This window comes from Streptomyces sp. LE64 (assembly GCF_052606915.1).
In genome coordinates, this window is sequence record NZ_CP199708.1 from 2,146,101 (window position 1) to 2,162,409 (window position 16,309).

The window sequence follows — 16,309 nt, forward strand, 5'->3', positions numbered from 1 at the left end:
AGCACAGGACACGAGCGATGGCCGGACGGTACGAGCAGCGCCCCACCCGGGCGGGCGTGCGGGGCGGGCAGACCGTGGTGCCCGCGGCCCGGTCCGCCGGCCCGGCGCCGGCCGGGCGGACGCGGGGGTGGGCGCCGGACGGGCCGGTGGACCTGGGGCTGGTGCTCGGGCCGCTGCGCCGGGGCCCCGGTGACCCCACGTTCCGGGCGCTGCCGGACGGTTCGGTGTGGCGGGCCAGCCGGACGCCTGAGGGGCCCGGCACCCTGCGGGTGGCCCCGGAGACGGGCGGCACCGTGACGGCCACCGCGTGGGGGCCCGGCGCCGAGTGGCTGCTGGACCGGCTGCCCGGGTTGCTGGGCGGCGCGGACCGGCCGGAGGAGTTCGTGCCCCGGCACCGGATCGTCGCCGAGACCCGGCGCCGCCGGCCCGGACTGCGGCTGACCCGGACCGGGCTGGTCCTGGAGTCGCTGATCCCGTCCGTGCTGGAGCAGAAGGTCACCGCCGACGAGGCGTACCGGGCGTGGCGGCGGTTGGTGCGCGGCTTCGGGGAGCCGGCGCCTGGCCCGGCCCCGGACGGGCGCCGGGTGCCCGAACTGCGGGTGGTGCCCGCGCCGCGGACCTGGGCGCTGGTGCCGTCCTGGGAGTGGCACCGGGCCGGGGTCGACGACAAGCGGGCGGCGACGATCCTACGGGCGGTGCGGGTCGCCGCCCGCTTGGAGCAGGCGGTGGAGCTGTCGCCGGACGAGGCGTGCCGCCGGCTGGAGCTGGTGCCCGGGGTGGGGCCGTGGACCTCGGCGGAGGTGGTGCAGCGCAGCCACGGGGCGGCGGACCGGGTGACGGTCGGCGACCTGCACCTGCCGCGGATCGTCGGCTACGCACTGGCCGGTGACCGGGACGCGGACGACGCGGAGATGCTGCGCCTGCTGGAGCCCTACCGGGGCCAACGGCACCGGGCCGCCCGGCTGGTGCTGCTGTCCGGACGGACGCCGCCGCGCCGCATGCCGAAGATGCCGCGCACGGACATCGGGTTGTTGTAGGGCCCGGCCGCCGGGCGGAACGGGCCGATCCCTTACGAGGAGGGTGCCGGGCCGGGGGGCTTGTTGTCCTGACCCACCCGGCGAAGGCGGTGGAGGGTGAGGAGTGCGGACACGGTGGTGGCCGACCTGATCCGTCCGGCTGCGATCAGATCGGGCACCTTCGCCAAGGGGACCCACTCCCTGCGGGCCGACTCGATGGTGTCCACCGGTTCGCCCACGTGTTCGGCGGTGTCGGACCAGTAGACCCGGTGATGGGAGTTGGAGATGCCGGGCATGGGATCGACCGCCAGCAGCAGCCGTAGCGGCCCGGGGCGCCACCCGGTCTCCTCCTCCAACTCCCGCGCGGCGGCCACCGCCGGGTCCTCGCCCGGTTCGGCACCGCCGGACGGCAGCTCCCACCCCCAAGCACCCGTGACGAACCGGTGCCGCCACAACAACAGCACCTCGTCTGCTGCGTTCACCACAGCCGTCACGGCAACGGGCCGTACCCGGATCACCGTGTGGTCCAGACGCCTACCGTCCGGCAACTCCACATCCGCCATGTTCACCGATACCCAACGGTTCTCGAACACGGCCCGTTCACCACGCACCCGCCACTCCGACACGAAATTCCCTTTCCCTGGGGTCCCCTATCCCAACACACCGACGCGGAGGCCTCAGAGGGGAATGCGCAACGTGTCGTCGATACGGTGCACCACGTCCTGAACCGTCGTGCTGCGGGTAACAGCTAGGCGCGTGCGCACGGTTACCAGTCGTTCCGTGAGGCGGTGCGACTCCATCCCCTGCATGGTCTCCAGCATTGACCTAGCGGTGTCGGCTGCTCGATCGACCTGCCCTGCGCGCAACTCGCAGTCCGACAAGGTCGCGAGCCTATGCACCCGCCCCCGAGCATGGGTTTGTACCGCGGCTGCCTCCGATGCGTACTCGCAAGCGGGCGTGGTGTCGCCCAGGCGCATGAGGGAGTCAGCCATGGCAGTCTCCAACAGGCCCGGCTCTACGTATCCCGTCTCGTCAGGTTCCTCTTCCCGCCTGATCTGTTGGGCTGCGGTCTCCGCCTGGGCCATGGCTTGGTGGGCTCCGCTCTGGTCACCCATGCGGCTGTACGCCTTGGCCTGCATCGCATGCAGGTCACACGCCAGCGCAGGTGAGAGCGCGCGGCCACCAGCCCGTAGGGCCGCTTCCGTGAACGCGACGGCCTGCCGCAACTCCCCAGTGAAGAGCGACTGATTGACGAGCAAGGCGATGACGTACGCGCCGAATGCTCGGTCGCCACTTGCCTTGGCAAGCCTCAATGCTTGATGAAAGTAGCGCTGCGCAAGACCCTGAGCATCCGAATCGTAGGCGCAGATCCCCGCGATCGCGACGATTCCTCCTGCTGCTCGGTAGAGTTCGCGACCAACCCTGTCGCTGTAGGTTCCACGCAAGATCGGAGCCGTGTCCATGGTGAGGAACGCGGTCACGCGGGCATGAGTCGCGACTCCCCCCACTCTTCGGTACATCTGCTCGTAGTGCCCGCGAGCGACCCGGAGTGCAGCAACATCGGGTAGACCCACTCGAAGGCTGCCGCGGCGTGACACGTCAAGGTCCTCGGGCGGGTTCTCCCACTCCCACACAGGGCCCACCGCAGGCAAGCCGGTGAGAACCGGGACTCCGCGCACATCACTCCGCTGCTGCTGATCCCCACGCCACAACGCAGTGGCCTTGCCGATGAAGCGCTCCAAAGACTGTGACACCGAGCAAGCAGGTGCGGAACCCATCCCGATGTCTTCCAAGGTCACCCTGCGAGCGAGGCGCTGTGAAACGACCTCACAGATGAGGTCAGGAACCACGCCACGTGGACGCTGCCCCCTCAGCCAACGGATAACTGAGCTGTGGTCATAGTTCATGCGGTGGCCTCTAGCCCGTCCTGCCTGATTGACCCGAGTCGCGAGCCCGACCCGGGACATACCTGCTTCATCAAGAAGCGCGTCCAACAACGTGTTGGGCTCCATGACCTCCACCTGGCGGTGAGCTGGATCTACTGCCCAACAGCGTAGAGCGACAGGATCCACACAGTGTGTGAACCCATCGCAGCGGTATCCGACCCGCACTCAATTCCGCCAGCCCTTGCTCACCCCCTTCACTACCTGTATGACCGAAAGCACTCAAGGTTCGGACCTGACGATCCCCGTACCGCTCCTCACCGATCGTCTCGCTGCGTGGGCCAGCACCCGTGGTGCCACGGAGCGGGTGGCGATCGCCGCGTTGATCGAGGAGGGTGACGTCCTCGCGCGAGAGGACGTGCGGGACCTGCTCGTCGTGGACACCGGGAGGGCGGCGCACTGTGATTGGCCGCGGTTCGAGGCGCGTTACCGCAACTCTCTGGTGTTGGACGCGGGTGAGCGGGCGTTCCTGGACTTCGTGGTGGCGGTGGGCTTTCCGCGGTTGGTGCCGTTGTGGCAGGTGGAGCATCTGGGTGAGCGGCGGTTGGTGGTGGTGTTGCGGGCGTTGGCCGCACTGGCCGGTGCGGGCGACACGGTGACGGTGTCGGTGGGGGCGGGCTCGTGCTGAACCCCTGCGTCCGATGTGGTGAGCCGATCGAGGTGCGGGAGTTCTCCGACGAGGGCCCGGGAGGTGGGGTGATCCATCGGCGGTGCACCGAGCCCGCCCGGGCCGCCGAAGCCGTAGAACGGGCCGCCTGGCGTGCCTACCTGAGCCACGTCGGGACGTGTGACGACTGCCTCCCGGAGCCGATCGGTTGCCCGGAGGGCAAGCGGCTGCGGCGGGAGTGGAAGACCGCGGACCGGGCCCACTTCGCCACCCTGGAGCACCCCACCCCATGAACCACCCCCTCTCGGCGGTCCTGTCGGCGCGGGAGGTGCAGGAGCAGTGGTTGCGGCGGAGCATCGCCCTGGTGCCCTGCGGGCAGGCGTTCGCCGCGATCCGGATGCCCACCGACCTCGTCCACACCGCCGCCCGCACCCGCGAACCCGAACGGGTCCGCATCTACCTCACCCACACCCTCCACGGCCCCGTCCTCACCGACCGCACCAGCCAGTACCACTACGCCCTCGTGCCCCCGCACACACCGCAGGAGGATCCGAGCACCCGATACCTGGGCACCGACTCCTACCTCGGTCTCCCCCGCCCCGACCTCACCGACCCGATCGGCCACCACCGCTGCTACTGGGTCATCCCCCCGAACGGCCAGCGACTCTGTCCGCCCGAAGCCGTCACCGCACTCCTCCACCAAGCCACGGCAGCACGGTGAACCCCCGCACCGACCAACTCCTCTGCATACTCACCGTCGCCGCACTCCTCGGCGCACTCGCCCTCGGAGTGGCGCGTCACTGAGCTGGTGGGATGCCGGTTTCCGTACCCCGCTCGCTTCCGGGCCGCCCGTTCGGGTGCGCCGCCCCTGTTCGGGGTGGGGGCCCCGGCACCAACGGTGGCCGCGCACGGTCCTCGTCATGCGCCCCGTCCTACCACCCGGTGGCGGGCCGGGGGTCGGTGTCAGCGGTCGGAGGAGAAGCGGACGGAGCCGGCCGGGAGGGCGGCGCCGCACCACACGCGGGCGCCGTCGCGCAGTTCGTTGTCGGGGCCGATCCGGGCGTCGTCCCCGACGACGGTGTCCCGCAGGGTGGTGCGGGCGCCGATGTGGGCGCGGGCGCCGACGAGGGAGTCGGTGATGACGGTGTCGGGGGCGATGACCGCGCCGGACAGGACGGTGCTGCCGCTGATCCGGGCGCCGGCGCCGACCCGGGCGCCGTCGCCGATGACGGTGCCACCGGTGAGCTTGGCGTCCGCGGCGACCCGGGCGGTGGGCAGCACCAGCCGGTCCCCGCAGCGGCCGGGCACGGCGGGCGAGGGGGCGCGGCCGAGGACGAGGTCGGCCGAGCCGCGGACGAAGGCCCGGGGGGTGCCGAGGTCGAGCCAGTAGGTGGAGTCGACCATGCCCTGGAGGTGGGCGCCGGAGGCCAGCAGGTCGGGGAAGGTCTCCCGTTCGACGGAGACGGGTCGGCCGGCCGGGATGGTGTCGATGACGGAGCGTCGGAACACGTACGCGCCGGCGTTGATCTGGTCGGTGACGATCTCCTCGGGGCTCTGCGGCTTCTCCAGGAACGCGGTGACCCGGCCGGTGGGGTCGGTGGGCACCAGTCCGTAGGCGCGCGGGTCGGCGACCTTCGTCAGGTGCAGGGAGACGTCGGCGCCGTGTTCGGCGTGGGCGGCGAACAGGGCGCGGATGTCGAGGCCGGTGAGGATGTCCCCGTTGAAGACGGCGACGGGGTCGCCCGGTGCGGCGTGGAGGCGTTCGGCGGCGTTGCGGATCGCCCCGCCGGTGCCGAGGGGTTCGCGTTCGGTGACGTACTCCAGGCGGAGTCCTAGGGCGGAGCCGTCGCCGAAGTACGGCTCGAAGACCTCCGCGAGGTAGGAGGTGGCGAGCACGATGTGCTCGATGCCGGCGGCCCGGGCGCGGGCCAGTTGGTGGGTCAGGAAGGGCACTCCGGCCGCCGGGACCATCGGTTTGGGGGTGTTGACCGTGAGCGGGCGGAGTCTGGTGCCCTTGCCGCCCACCAGGAGGATCGCTTCTGTCACCTGTCGTCTCTGCCTTCTGCCGGGGCCGGCCGGACGCGTCGGCCGGCCGGTTGCCGTGGACCGGTTCGGTGCGGACCGGCTCCGCCCGGCAGACGCGATCGGGGTGGCCGTGGTTGCGTGATCAGCGTCCTTGGAGGCGGGCCGCGGTACTGCGTGCGGTGCCCAACTTCGCGTAGAGGCGGGCTCCGGGGCAGCCGGTGGCGACGCCGTCGCGGTGTCCGGAGATCCGGTGGAGCCGTACCTTCTCTCCTTTTCGGTAGAGATTGCCACCGGCCGAGGTGAGATATGTCTTGCCCTGCGGATTGGCCCCGGACAGCCCCAGTTTCCAGGCGGTGAGCCGAGCGACGGCCCGGACCGCGGCGGCCGGCGGGGTGGTGCTCCCGTAGGAGCCGAGGACGGCGATGCCCATGGTGTTGCCGTTGAAGCCGAGGGTGTGCGCGCCGAGCACGGCCTTGGCGACGCCGCCGGCACGGCCCTCGTAGACGGTGCCGCACTTGTCGATCAGGAAGTTGTAGCCGATGTCGCGCCAGCCGCTGCTCGTGACGTGGTAGCGGTAGATACCGCGGATGACCGAGGGTGCCTGGGCGCAGGTGTAGTTGTTGCCGGTGGCGCTGTGGTGGACGAACGCCGCCTTGACGGACCCGGTGTACGCGTAGCCCCCTTCGCGCAGGCTCTCGTCGGCGCCCCACTTCTTGCGGCTGGTGATCGCGGGGCGGGGGGCGGTGTGGGCGGCGGTGGCCAGGGCGGGTGCGACGGCGGCCGGCCGGCCGAGGGCGGCCGGGAGGGCCAGTGCGGGGCCCGCGGGCAGGTCGAGGTCGGTGAGGTCCGGAACGTCCGGTGCGGGCAGGCCCCGGGTGCCCGCGCGGTGCGACGGTTCGGGGCCGGGGTCGACGAGTTCCAGCCGGAGTCCCGCGGGCAGCGGGGAGTGGCGTTCGGTGGTGGTGCCGCGTGCGGGGCGGGTGACGCGCACCTCGACGCCGTCGCTGGCGCCGACCCAGAGCGGGGCGGTGGCCCCGCGCACCCGGGTGGAGCGGGCTTCGGCGGAGCCCGGGTCGGCGGCGTGGTCGTGGGTGTGGGCGTCGAGGGTCCGCCATGGGGACCAGGTGCCGGTGGCGGTGGCCCGGGTGCGGACCTGGACGTCGCCGTCGAGCACGGCGCGGGCGTCGCGCCAGACGATGCCCAGGAGCGAGAAGGGCCGGACGGTGCGACGGGTGAGCCCCTGCGTGTCGGTGGCGGTCGCTCGGGTTCGCGTGGCGGCTCGGGTCACCGGGGGCGTGAGGGGGGTGAGGGGCAGCGACTGGGTGCGGCCGGGGACGGCCGTGTGGCTGATGGTGTCTCGGTTACCCGTGCTGTCCGTGTTGCCCTTGAGGAGGGTGCGAGGGGCGGTGGGGGGTGCGACGTCCGTGGCACGCGGGGCGACGGCCCGGGCTCCGGTGGGGAGGGTGAGCGGGAGGGTCAGGACGACCGCGCACGTGACGCCGATGGAGGAAGCAAGGAATCCACGCATGTGCCCGATGGTGAACATGAATATATGACTATGTCCATCCGAGAAGTGACGGGTCGTCCGATCGGCCGGGGTGCGCACGCACCCGCGCGGGGTGCCGCGTTCACCCGGGCGGACCGCTCCCCCTCACCCGCCCGGTCCTCGGGCCCGGCCACCGCCCGCCTACGCCACGCACCGCGGACGCGTACCCTTGCGCGGGTGAACGCCACCGACCGCACCCCCGCCGACCTGCTGCGATCCGCGCTGGCCGCCGATCCGTCCCGCCCGCTGGTGACCTTCTACGACGATGCGACCGGGGAACGGGTCGAATTGTCCGTGGCGACCTTCGCCAATTGGGTGGCCAAGACCGCCAACCTCCTCCAGGGCGAACTCTCCGTGGAGCCCGGCGACCGGGTGGCGCTGTTGCTGCCCGCCCACTGGCAGACCGCCGTGTGGCTGCTGGCCTGCTCCTCGGTGGGCGCCGTCGCCGACGTGGGCGGCGAACCGGCCCGGGCCGACGTGGTGGTGGCCGGCCCCGACGCGCTGGAAGCGGCCCGGGCCTGCCGGGGGGAGCGGGTGGCGTTGGCGCTGCGCCCGCTGGGCGGACGCTTCCCGGTGCCGCCGGAGGGCTTCCTCGACTACGCGGTCGAGGTGCCCTCCCAGGGCGACCGGTTCGTTCCGTTCGCACCCGTGGACCCGGAGGCGGCGGCGCTGGTCGTGGCGGGCGCGGAGCACTCGGGGGCGGAGGTCGTCGAGCGGGCCGGCGCCGACGCCGAGCGGCTCGGGATCGTCGGCCCGGGCGCCCGGGTGATGTCGTTGCGCGGCTACGACACCTGGGACGGGCTGGCCGCCGGCCTGTACGGTCCGCTGGCCGCCGGGGGTTCGGTGGTGCTGTGCCGGAACGCCGGGGCGCTCGACGAGGAGGCGCTCGCCCGGCGGGTCGAGGCCGAGCACGTGACCGCCACGGCCCGCTGACCGGGCGGGCGGCGTCCGGGCCCCGGGCCCGCCCGGAGGCCCGGTGGGCGCGCCCTGGACGGCGAGCCCGCCGCACGGCACCGAGTGACACCCCACGAAGCGGGAGAATGACATGGTTTGCCCACTTATAAACACGTGGAATGTGTCACCGCCGTCGCTCTGCGCCCAATTGGGCGGATAGTGTGAGCGATCCCGGTGCCGACGGTCGGCGTGCACCGAGCACTGAGTGACCGAGCTACCGCGCGCCTTCGAGGGGGTGGCGCCGCGTGGGGCCTGACGGAGGACGTAGACAGCGTGGATGCGCAAGGCCGTGGGGCGGGGGACGAGGTCGACCCCGCTGACCAGTGGGTACTCAACCCGCAGACCGGGGAGTACGAGCTTCGGTTGGACACCTCCGTCGACCAGTCGGCGGTCCCCCCGCCGCGCAGCACCGAGCGGCGCAGACGGCGCCCCCCGGGCCCCCGCACCCCCGCGCAGGACGTGGACGGTGCGCCGCCCCGGCGCCGACCGCCCGCCGAACGGAACGCCGAGCGCGCCGGCGCGCCCCGTCGCACCGGCGGCGGCGACGTGCCCGGCCAGCGCAAGCGGCGCGGTGCGCCCCCGGAGCCGGCCGGCCGTCGCCGCGGCCGGGGTGCCGGAAAGGCGGCAGGCCGGTCCGGGAAGAAGAAGTCCCGCGGGAAGAAGGCCCTGGCCTGGACGGGCGGGGTCCTCGCCCTGGTCCTCATAGGGGCGGGCACCGCCACCTACCTCTACATCGAGCACCTCAACGACAACATCACCACCACCGACGTGGGCAGTGCCGGAGCCGGCGGCTTCAGCAAGGACAAGGCCGTCAACATCCTGCTGATCGGCACCGACAAGCGCACCGGCAAGGGCAACGCCGGCTACGGCGACTCCGGCAGCGCCGGCCACGCGGACACCACCGTGCTGCTGCACGTGTCCAAGGACCGCACCAACGCGACGGCGCTGAGCATCCCCCGCGACCTCCTCACCGACATCCCCGACTGCCCGACCAAGCAGCCGGACGGCACCGAGAAGGTGATCCCCGGGGAGAGCGGCGTCCGCTTCAACACCAGCCTCGGCCAGGGGGGGCGCGACGCCGGCTGCGCGATGCGCACCGTCGAGGAGTTGACCGGCGTCCCCGTCGACCACTTCATGCTCGCCGACTTCAACGCGGTGAAGACCCTCACCACCGCCGTGGGCGGGGTGGAGGTGTGCGTGGCCAAGGACGTCGACGACCCCAAGTCCCACCTCAAGCTGGAGGCGGGCAAGCACACCATCGAGGGCGAGCAGGCCCTCGCGTTCGTCCGGACCCGGGGCAGCTTCGGCAACAAGGGCGACCTCGACCGCATCCAGGTGCAGCAGCAGTTCCTCGGCTCGCTGATGCGCAAGCTGAAGTCGAACGACACGCTGACCAACCCCGCCCGGATGATGGACCTCGCCGAGGCCGCCACCAAGGCCCTGGAGGTGGACACCGGGATCGGCAGCATCAACAAGCTGAAGGACGTGGGCCTGGAACTGTCGAAGGTCGACCCGAAGAACATCACCTTCGCCACCCTGCCCGTCCTCGACAACCCGGCCGAGCGGATCAAGTCCACCGTCATCGTCGACACCCCCAAGGCCCTGCCGTTGTTCGCGATGATCCGTGACGACGTGTCACTGACCGAGGTCGAACGGGAGAAGAAGGCGAAGGCGAAGGAGGAGAAGGCCAGTCAGGCCAAGCTGCTGAAGGGCCCGATGGCCGACCCGGCCGACGTGCGGGTCAGCATCTACAACGGCGGCGCCCGGGCCGGCTCCGCTCAGGAAACTCTCACCTACTTGCAGAACACTGAGGGCGTGCTCAAATCCAGCCAGCTCGGCAACGCACCGGCCGACGTCCCCAGGACCCAGCTCGCCTACGCACCCGACCAGGCCGACCAGGCCCGGCGGTTGGCCAGCATCATGGGTCTGCCGGCCGCCGCCATGAAGCCGGGCGAGAGCGAGCCGAACGCGCAGGGGCTCCCCGCGATCGTGCTGACGCTCGGTCCGGACTACAAGGGCGCGGGAGTGCCGATCAGCTCTCCGAAGCAGGTGCCGGAGGGCGTCCAGAAGATCGAGGCGGACAAGGCGGTCTGCGCGAAGTAACCCTTCGGGGCTCTCGGGCGTCTCACAGAACGACCCGAACGACTTCGGCAACGCGCTGGGAGGGGTTGCGAATGGGGCGAAGTGGCATGCGGGGGGAGGGATCCCGTCCACGCGTCCGCCGTGCCGGCGCGTCCGCCCGGAGCGGAACGGAACTCGTGGACGACCCCGCGGAGGGCGACCACGCGCCGGACGGACCGGACGCCGGGGAGGGCGCCGGCGGCGGCAGCGTCGCCGCGCTCGCCCCGCGCGAACCGCGGGACCCGTCCCGGCCCGCCGGGGGCGCCGGCTCCCGCCCCGGTCCCAAGGGGCCCGGCGACGGCCGGCGCACCGGCCGCGGCGGCCGACCGGCCCGCCGCCGGCGGCGGCGCGTGCTCCGCTGGTCGGCGATGGTCCTCGCGGTCCTCATACTCGGCACCTCCGGCGCCGGCTACCTCTACTACCGCCACCTCAACGGCAACATCCGCAAGGGCGAGCTGAACATCGGCGAGCACAAGGCGCCCACCCCCACGCCCAACGCCGCCGGCCAGACCCCCCTGAACATCCTCCTCATCGGTTCCGACAGCCGGAACTCCGAGGAGAACCTGCGCCTCGGCGGCGGCCGGGACAACGTCGGCGCGGCCCCGCTCGCCGACGTCCAGATGCTGGTGCACGTCTCCGCGGACCGCTCCAACATGTCCGTGATCAGCATGCCCCGGGACACCCTCGTCGAGATCCCCACCTGCACCGACCCCGAGGGCGAGGTCCACGAGGCCAGCCGGGGGCGGGTGATGACCAACCAGTCGCTGGGTCGCGGCGGCGCCGGCTGCACGGTCGCCACCTGGGAGAAGCTCACCGACATCCACATCAACCACTTCATCCAGGTCGACTTCGCCGGCGTCGTCGACATGGCCGACGCCATCGGCGGGGTCCCCGTCTGCGTCGACAAGAACATCTACTCCCACACCGCCGACGACAAAGGCTCGGGCCTCAAGCTCCCCGAGGGCACCCACTCCGTCCAGGGCGAGCAGGCCCTCCAGTGGCTGCGCACCCGCTACGGGTTCGGGGACGGCAGCGACATAGGCCGGGCCAAGGCCCAGCACATGTACATGAGCTCCATGGTCCGGGAACTGCGGGAGAACGCGACGCTCAGCAACCCCGGCAAGCTGCGGGCGCTCGCCGAGACCGCCACCCGGGCGCTCACCGTGGACCGCGGGCTGGACACCGTGATGAAGCTGTACGACCTGGGCGAGGAACTGCGCAAGGTGCCGCCGGAGCGGATCACCATGACCACGATGCCCTTCGACTACCTCGGCCCGCGGGTGGTGCCCAAGCCGGGCGAGGCCGAGCAGTTGTTCCGGCTGGTCCGGGAGGACGTCCCGCTGGACGGCAAGGGCAAGAAGCGGAAGAAGCCGAAGGCGTCGGACGACCCGGCCGCCGTGGACTCCGAGATCGCCGTCCACGTGGTCAACGGCACCCGCACCGACGCGCTCGCCCCCGCGGCGGGCCGTGCCTCGGCGGTGGCGCAGCTCCTGGTCGCCGAGGGCTTCACCCGGTCCGCCGCGGACACCCAGCGGGCCGTCGTCGAGGACCGCACGGTGATCAGGTACCCGAGCGCGGAGCTGGAGGGCGACGCGCAGCGCGTCGCCAAGGTGATGGGCATCCCGCTGTCGTCGGTCCAGCGGTCCACGGACGTCACCGGGGTGACGCTGACGGTCGGTGCCGACTGGCGCGAGGGGAACGCCTTCCCCGAGCGGGCCGAGGACGATGCCGCACCGAAGTCCGCGGACCTGCTGAACGGCGCCGACGAGGGCACCTGCATGGAGGTCAACCCGGACTTCACCTACTGAGCCGGCGGACCTCCCCGCGCAGGGCCTCAGCGGCGGGAGGCGATGACGCGCTTGGCGAGGGACTTGGGGCTGGTGAGGAAGCCCCAGCCCCAGGACATGTGCATGGTGGCGAGGGCCACCGGAATCCGTAGCCGTGCGGCGAGCGGCAGGCCGCGGCCGGCGGGCACCGAGCCGGCGGCGATCGCGGCGAGGTAGCCCGCCGGGACGGCGAAGGCGAACGGGGTCACCAGGGCCCCGGCCACCGTGCCCGCGGCGATCGCGCACACCGCGGCGGGCGGCGCCAGGTAGCGCAGGTTGATCGAGCCCGAGTGGTAGCGGGCGACCACGTGCCGCCAACGCCCGTAGTCCTTGTACTGCTTGGCGAGGGCGCGCACGCTGGGCCGCGGGCGGTAGGAGACCCGCAGCTCGGGCGAGAACCAGATCAGCCCCCCGGCCCCGCGGATGCGGAAGTTCAGTTCCCAGTCCTGGGCGCGGATGAACTCCACGTTGTAGCCGCCCTGTTGTTCCAGGGCCTCGCGACGGAACACCCCGAGGTACACGGTCTCCGCGGGGCCGGCCTGGCCGCCGGTGTGGAAGGCCGCGTTGCCGACCCCGATCCGGGAGGTCATCGCCGCGGCGACGGCCCGTTCCCAGTCGTTCTCGCCCTCGGCGTGCATGATGCCGCCGACGTTCTGGGCGCCGGTCTCGTCCAGCAGCCGCACGGCGGTGGCGATGTAGTCCGGCGAGAGCATCCCGTGCCCGTCGACGCGGACGACGACCGGGTGCCGGGACGCCTTGATCGCGGCGTTCAGCGCGGCGGGGGTACGGCCGGTGGGGTTGGGCACGGTGTGCACCCGGGGGTCCTCGCGGACGAGTTCCGCGGCGATCTCGTCGGTGCGGTCGGTGGATGGCCCGAGAGCGATCACGACCTCCATCTCGCCCTCGTACTGCTGGGCGAGGATCGCGTGGACGGCTCCGCGCAGGTGCCGCTCCTCGTTGAGGACCGGCATGATCACGGAGACGGGAGGGTGCTGAGGGGCGGGCGTGGCGTTCATCGTCCTTCACGTTACCGCGAACGGGGGACACGGTCGCGCGCCGTCCGGCCCGATCAGGCGGGCAGCATTTCCTATGGACGTACCGTCGCCCTTGGCCGCACGGCCCCGGCCGGTCCGCGAGGCCCCGGCCCGACGGTCACGCCCACCGAACCGTGCCGTCCGCAGAGGTGTCGTCCCCGTGCCGCAGCCGCCCCGCCGTCCCGTCCGACCCGCGCCCCGGGGAGGAGGCCGCGGCCCCGCCGCCGCAGCGGCACGCCCGCGCGGACGGCGCGGACGGCACCGTTGGGTGCGGCGCACGGTCACGGCCCTGTCGGTGACGGTGCTGGCCGCGGGGGGCATCGGGCACGCCCTGATGACGGGCATCGACGCGGAGATCCAACGGGTGGACGCGTTCAAGGACATGAAGAACCGGCCGCGGGCCGGTCACGGAACCAACTTCCTGCTCGTCGGCACCGACGGCCGCGACCGGATCACCCCGGAGGAGAAGGAGAAGTACCGGCTGGGCGGGGCCCCGTGCCACTGCACCGACACCATCATGATCGTGCACCTGTCGGAGGACCTGGAGCGGGCCAGCGTGGTGAGCCTGCCCCGCGACTCGTACGCGGAGGTCCCCGAGCACCTCGACCGGACGACCGGGAAGCAGCACGCCGCGCACCCGGTGCGGCTGAACGCCGCCTACGCCGAGGGCGGACCGCCGCTGACGGTGCGCACCGTGGAGCACGTGACCGGAGTGAAGATCGACCACTACCTGGAGGTCGACTTCGTCAGCTTCATGCGGACCGTGGACGTGGTCGGCGGGGTGCGCATCTGCGCCGCGAAGCCGCTGAAGGACCGGGCCACCGGGCTGGACCTGGCCGCCGGACCGCACGAGCTGAACGGCGGCCAGGCGCTCCAGTACGTGCGGTCCCGGCACGTCGACGGCGCCGCCGACCTGGGGCGGATGCAGCGGCAACAGGCGTTCGTGGCCGCGCTGATCGCCAAGGCCACCTCGTCGGGGGTGCTGCTCAACCCGGTGCGGTTCCGCGAGCTCGCCCGGGCCTCGCTGGGTTCGCTGCGGGCCTCCGAGGGCTTCGGCACCGACGAGATGCTGACCCTGGGGCGGGCCATGCGGGGCTTCTCGCCCTCCTCGTCGGAGTTCACGACCGTGCCCATCGACGACGTGGCGTTCCCGGTCAAGGGCATCGGCTCCACCGTGAAGTGGGACGGGGCGAAGGCCGAGCGGCTCTTCCGGGCGCTGCGCGACGACCGGCCGCTCGCAGTGCGCGCGCGGTCCAAGGCGGTGAAGGTGGAGGTGGCCCCGGACCAGGTCCGGGTGCAGGTCGAGAACGGCACCGGCACGGCGGGCCTCGGCGCCGAGGTCGACGCGGAGTTGCGGTCCACCGGCTTCCGGACGACGGGGCTGGCCGCGGACGCCGCGGACCGCACCGCCGAGCGCACCGTCATCCACTACGACCCCCGGTGGGACCGTTCCGCGGCCTCGCTGGCGGCGGCGCTGCCGGGCGCGGAGCTGCGGGAGGAGGCCGGGCGCGGGCCGGTGATGCGGGTGGTGGTGGGCGCCGGGCACGAGGGCGTCACCCGGGTCCGGGTGGCGAGGGCGGCGGACGCCGGCGAGTTCGGGGCGGTCCCCGGCGACGAGGTGACCTGCGCCTGACCGGGGCCCGACGCCGCGGAGGCGGGCACCCGGTTCGGGCGCCCGCCTCCGCGTGCGGTGGGGTGCGCGGTCAGTTGCCGCGGACGGTGACCGCGTCGCCGTTCTTCAACTGCTCGACCAGCGTCTTGACCTTCGCCTGGTCCCAGACCAGGTTGCCGCCCCGGGAACCGGAGAGGGGGATGTTCATCGACACGCCGTCGCCGCCGGTGACGCCCTTCATGCCCCAGAACATCTCGGTGAGGTCGAACAGGCCCATGTCCTCGTCGACGATCAGGGTGTCCAGGCCGGCGCCCATCGTCGGGTAGAGCTTGAAGGGGTTGAGGACGGTGGAGGGCGTCGCCGTCTGGCTGGCCAGCGCGGAGAGGAACTTCTGCTGGTTCTTGGTGCGGTCCAGGTCGCTGCCGGCGAAGGCGTAGCGGGTGCGGACGAAGGCGAGCGCCTGCTGGCCGTCCAGGGTCTGCTTGCCGGCTTCGAAGTCGGCACCGGACCGCTTGTCCTTGAAGCCCTTCTCGATGTTCATCTCGACGCCGCCGACCGCGTCCACGATCTTGGCGAAGCCGCCGAAACCGATCTCCGCGTAGTGGTCGATCCGCAGTCCGGTGTTGTGCTCGACGGTGCGGACGAGGAGTTCGGGGCCGTCCATCGCGTAGGCGGCGTTCAGCTTGACCCGGCGGCCGGTGCCCTCGAACCGCTTGCCGGAGTCGGAGCCCACGAAGGAGGGGATCTCGACGTCCGAGTCGCGGGGCAGCGAGATCATCGTGTTCCCGTTGCCGCCGACGTGCAGGATCATCATGGAGTCGGTGCGCTTGCCGGCGGCGGAGCCGGTGTGCAGCTTCTCCTTCTCCTCGTCGGACATGCCCTCGCGGCTGTCGGAGCCGACGATCAGGTAGGTGGTGCCGTCGCCGCCCCCGGGGCGCTCGATGACCTTGGAGAGGTCGACCTCGCGGTTGAGCTTGGAATCGGCCCAGAAGTACGTGCCGACGGACACCACGAGCAGCACCACGAGCAGGGTCAGCGAACCGACCTTGATGCGCCGCTTCCAGTCGGGCGCCGGGCGGGGGGCGCCGCCGGGGCGGAAGTGGCCGTCGTCCCCGCCCCCGCGGCCGGCTCCGCCGCCGCCCTGGGGCGAGCCGTAGACCTGGCCGGTGTTGTAGCCGCTGTCGTAGCCCTGCGGCCCGCCGCCCTGGCGGCCGTCGTGCCCGTACCCGTGCTGCGGGGGCACGCCCTGCGGCGGTGCCGGGGGGCGTGCGGGGCGGCCGCCCCGCTGGCCTTGTTGCCCCTGTTGCCCCTGTTGCCCCCACTGAATGCCCTGGCCGCCCTGGCCTCGCTGGACGTGCCTCATCACGCGGGCACGCTCGGGCTGCTCGCTGGCGCTGCCGCGACCGTATCCTTCACCGCCGCGGCTTCGACCGCTGCGCCCCTCGGGCCATTCGCTCATGTGCACAAGTGTGCCGGCTCACAGCCGGCCGCTGACAGGGCGGGGGGAGTCTCGGAGCACCCCTGTTGCAGAGCTGATGCATTTTGCACCGTCTGCGGCCGTTCAACGGCGCCCGGGGCGTTCGGCAGGTGTTCCGGCGCCCGTACGCGTGGCCGTGCGCCGTGCG

Annotated in this window: 14 protein-coding genes; 8 read left to right on the plus strand and 6 right to left on the minus strand. The window is 72.4% G+C overall.

What is annotated here, in order from left to right:
• Nucleotides 1-17: 17 nt before the first annotated feature.
• Nucleotides 18-1,037: a DNA-3-methyladenine glycosylase family protein gene (locus ACSMX9_RS09475; protein ID WP_445401578.1), complete on the plus strand. Its 1,020-nt coding sequence runs from the start codon at nucleotides 18-20 to the stop codon at nucleotides 1,035-1,037.
• Between the two features lie 32 nt (nucleotides 1,038-1,069).
• Here the strand turns inward: ACSMX9_RS09475 and ACSMX9_RS09480 are convergent, their stop codons facing one another.
• Nucleotides 1,070-1,579: an NUDIX domain-containing protein gene (locus tag ACSMX9_RS09480; protein ID WP_445402944.1), complete on the minus strand. Its 510-nt coding sequence runs from the start codon at nucleotides 1,577-1,579 to the stop codon at nucleotides 1,070-1,072.
• A 114-nt stretch (nucleotides 1,580-1,693) separates the two neighbouring features.
• Nucleotides 1,694-3,028 (minus strand): transcriptional regulator, encoded by a 1,335-nt coding sequence (locus ACSMX9_RS09485; RefSeq protein ID WP_445401580.1) that lies wholly within the window; start codon nucleotides 3,026-3,028, stop codon nucleotides 1,694-1,696.
• Nucleotides 3,029-3,167: 139 nt separating this feature from the next.
• Between ACSMX9_RS09485 and ACSMX9_RS09490 the strand changes: the two genes are divergently transcribed.
• From ACSMX9_RS09490 to ACSMX9_RS09500, 3 genes are all read left to right on the plus strand, one after another.
• Complete coding sequence (locus ACSMX9_RS09490; RefSeq protein WP_445401582.1) at nucleotides 3,168-3,587, plus strand: hypothetical protein; 420 nt, start codon at nucleotides 3,168-3,170, stop codon at nucleotides 3,585-3,587.
• Between the two features lie 68 nt (nucleotides 3,588-3,655).
• Nucleotides 3,656-3,859: a hypothetical protein gene (locus ACSMX9_RS09495; RefSeq protein WP_445401584.1), complete on the plus strand. Its 204-nt coding sequence runs from the start codon at nucleotides 3,656-3,658 to the stop codon at nucleotides 3,857-3,859.
• Nucleotides 3,856-4,287, plus strand: coding sequence for a hypothetical protein (locus tag ACSMX9_RS09500; protein WP_445401586.1), 432 nt, complete (start codon nucleotides 3,856-3,858; stop codon nucleotides 4,285-4,287). Before ACSMX9_RS09495 ends, ACSMX9_RS09500 begins: the two co-directional genes overlap by 4 nt.
• Nucleotides 4,288-4,529: 242 nt before the next feature.
• Here ACSMX9_RS09500 and ACSMX9_RS09505 read toward each other — a convergent pair whose 3' ends face one another.
• Both ACSMX9_RS09505 and ACSMX9_RS09510 read right to left on the minus strand, forming a co-directional pair.
• Nucleotides 4,530-5,612, minus strand: a complete 1,083-nt coding sequence (locus ACSMX9_RS09505) for a sugar phosphate nucleotidyltransferase (protein ID WP_445401588.1) — start codon at nucleotides 5,610-5,612, stop codon at nucleotides 4,530-4,532.
• A gap of 121 nt (nucleotides 5,613-5,733) precedes the next feature.
• A complete protein-coding gene (locus tag ACSMX9_RS09510) occupies nucleotides 5,734-7,119 on the minus strand; it encodes a peptidoglycan recognition protein family protein (protein WP_445401590.1) in 1,386 nt (461 codons plus the stop codon).
• A 195-nt stretch (nucleotides 7,120-7,314) separates the two neighbouring features.
• Between ACSMX9_RS09510 and ACSMX9_RS09515 the strand changes: the two genes are divergently transcribed.
• From ACSMX9_RS09515 to ACSMX9_RS09525, 3 genes are all read left to right on the plus strand, one after another.
• Complete coding sequence (locus ACSMX9_RS09515; protein ID WP_445401592.1) at nucleotides 7,315-8,070, plus strand: TIGR03089 family protein; 756 nt, start codon at nucleotides 7,315-7,317, stop codon at nucleotides 8,068-8,070.
• A 294-nt stretch (nucleotides 8,071-8,364) separates the two neighbouring features.
• Nucleotides 8,365-10,194 (plus strand): LCP family protein, encoded by a 1,830-nt coding sequence (locus tag ACSMX9_RS09520; RefSeq protein WP_445401594.1) that lies wholly within the window; start codon nucleotides 8,365-8,367, stop codon nucleotides 10,192-10,194.
• Nucleotides 10,195-10,265: 71 nt separating this feature from the next.
• Nucleotides 10,266-12,020: an LCP family protein gene (locus ACSMX9_RS09525; protein ID WP_445401596.1), complete on the plus strand. Its 1,755-nt coding sequence runs from the start codon at nucleotides 10,266-10,268 to the stop codon at nucleotides 12,018-12,020.
• A gap of 26 nt (nucleotides 12,021-12,046) precedes the next feature.
• On the opposite strand, the gene ACSMX9_RS09530 is transcribed toward ACSMX9_RS09525, so the two are convergent.
• The gene (locus ACSMX9_RS09530) at nucleotides 12,047-13,054 is read right to left on the minus strand and encodes a glycosyltransferase family 2 protein (RefSeq protein ID WP_351247914.1); all 1,008 of its coding nucleotides are present in this window, start codon (nucleotides 13,052-13,054) and stop codon (nucleotides 12,047-12,049) included.
• Nucleotides 13,055-13,232: 178 nt separating this feature from the next.
• Between ACSMX9_RS09530 and ACSMX9_RS09535 the strand changes: the two genes are divergently transcribed.
• The gene (locus ACSMX9_RS09535; protein WP_445401598.1) at nucleotides 13,233-14,705 is read left to right on the plus strand and encodes an LCP family protein; all 1,473 of its coding nucleotides are present in this window, start codon (nucleotides 13,233-13,235) and stop codon (nucleotides 14,703-14,705) included.
• A gap of 70 nt (nucleotides 14,706-14,775) precedes the next feature.
• On the opposite strand, the gene ACSMX9_RS09540 is transcribed toward ACSMX9_RS09535, so the two are convergent.
• On the minus strand, nucleotides 14,776-16,143 hold the full coding sequence (locus ACSMX9_RS09540) for an LCP family protein (RefSeq protein ID WP_445401600.1): 1,368 nt from the start codon (nucleotides 16,141-16,143) through the stop codon (nucleotides 14,776-14,778).
• Nucleotides 16,144-16,309: the final 166 nt, after the last annotated feature.

Bases quoted from the DNA above. Each gene is read 5' to 3' on its own strand.
- ACSMX9_RS09530 (WP_351247914.1), bottom strand. From the start codon at position 13,054: ATGAACGCCACGCCCGCCCCTCAGCACCCTCCCGTCTCCGTGATCATG.
- ACSMX9_RS09480 (WP_445402944.1), bottom strand. From the start codon at position 1,579: ATGGCGGATGTGGAGTTGCCGGACGGTAGGCGTCTGGACCACACGGTG.
- ACSMX9_RS09490 (WP_445401582.1), top strand. From the start codon at position 3,168: ATGACCGAAAGCACTCAAGGTTCGGACCTGACGATCCCCGTACCGCTC.
- ACSMX9_RS09500 (WP_445401586.1), top strand. From the start codon at position 3,856: ATGAACCACCCCCTCTCGGCGGTCCTGTCGGCGCGGGAGGTGCAGGAG.
- ACSMX9_RS09510 (WP_445401590.1), bottom strand. From the start codon at position 7,119: ATGCGTGGATTCCTTGCTTCCTCCATCGGCGTCACGTGCGCGGTCGTC.
- ACSMX9_RS09475 (WP_445401578.1), top strand. From the start codon at position 18: ATGGCCGGACGGTACGAGCAGCGCCCCACCCGGGCGGGCGTGCGGGGC.
- ACSMX9_RS09485 (WP_445401580.1), bottom strand. From the start codon at position 3,028: ATGGAGCCCAACACGTTGTTGGACGCGCTTCTTGATGAAGCAGGTATG.
- ACSMX9_RS09540 (WP_445401600.1), bottom strand. From the start codon at position 16,143: ATGAGCGAATGGCCCGAGGGGCGCAGCGGTCGAAGCCGCGGCGGTGAA.
- ACSMX9_RS09525 (WP_445401596.1), top strand. From the start codon at position 10,266: ATGGGGCGAAGTGGCATGCGGGGGGAGGGATCCCGTCCACGCGTCCGC.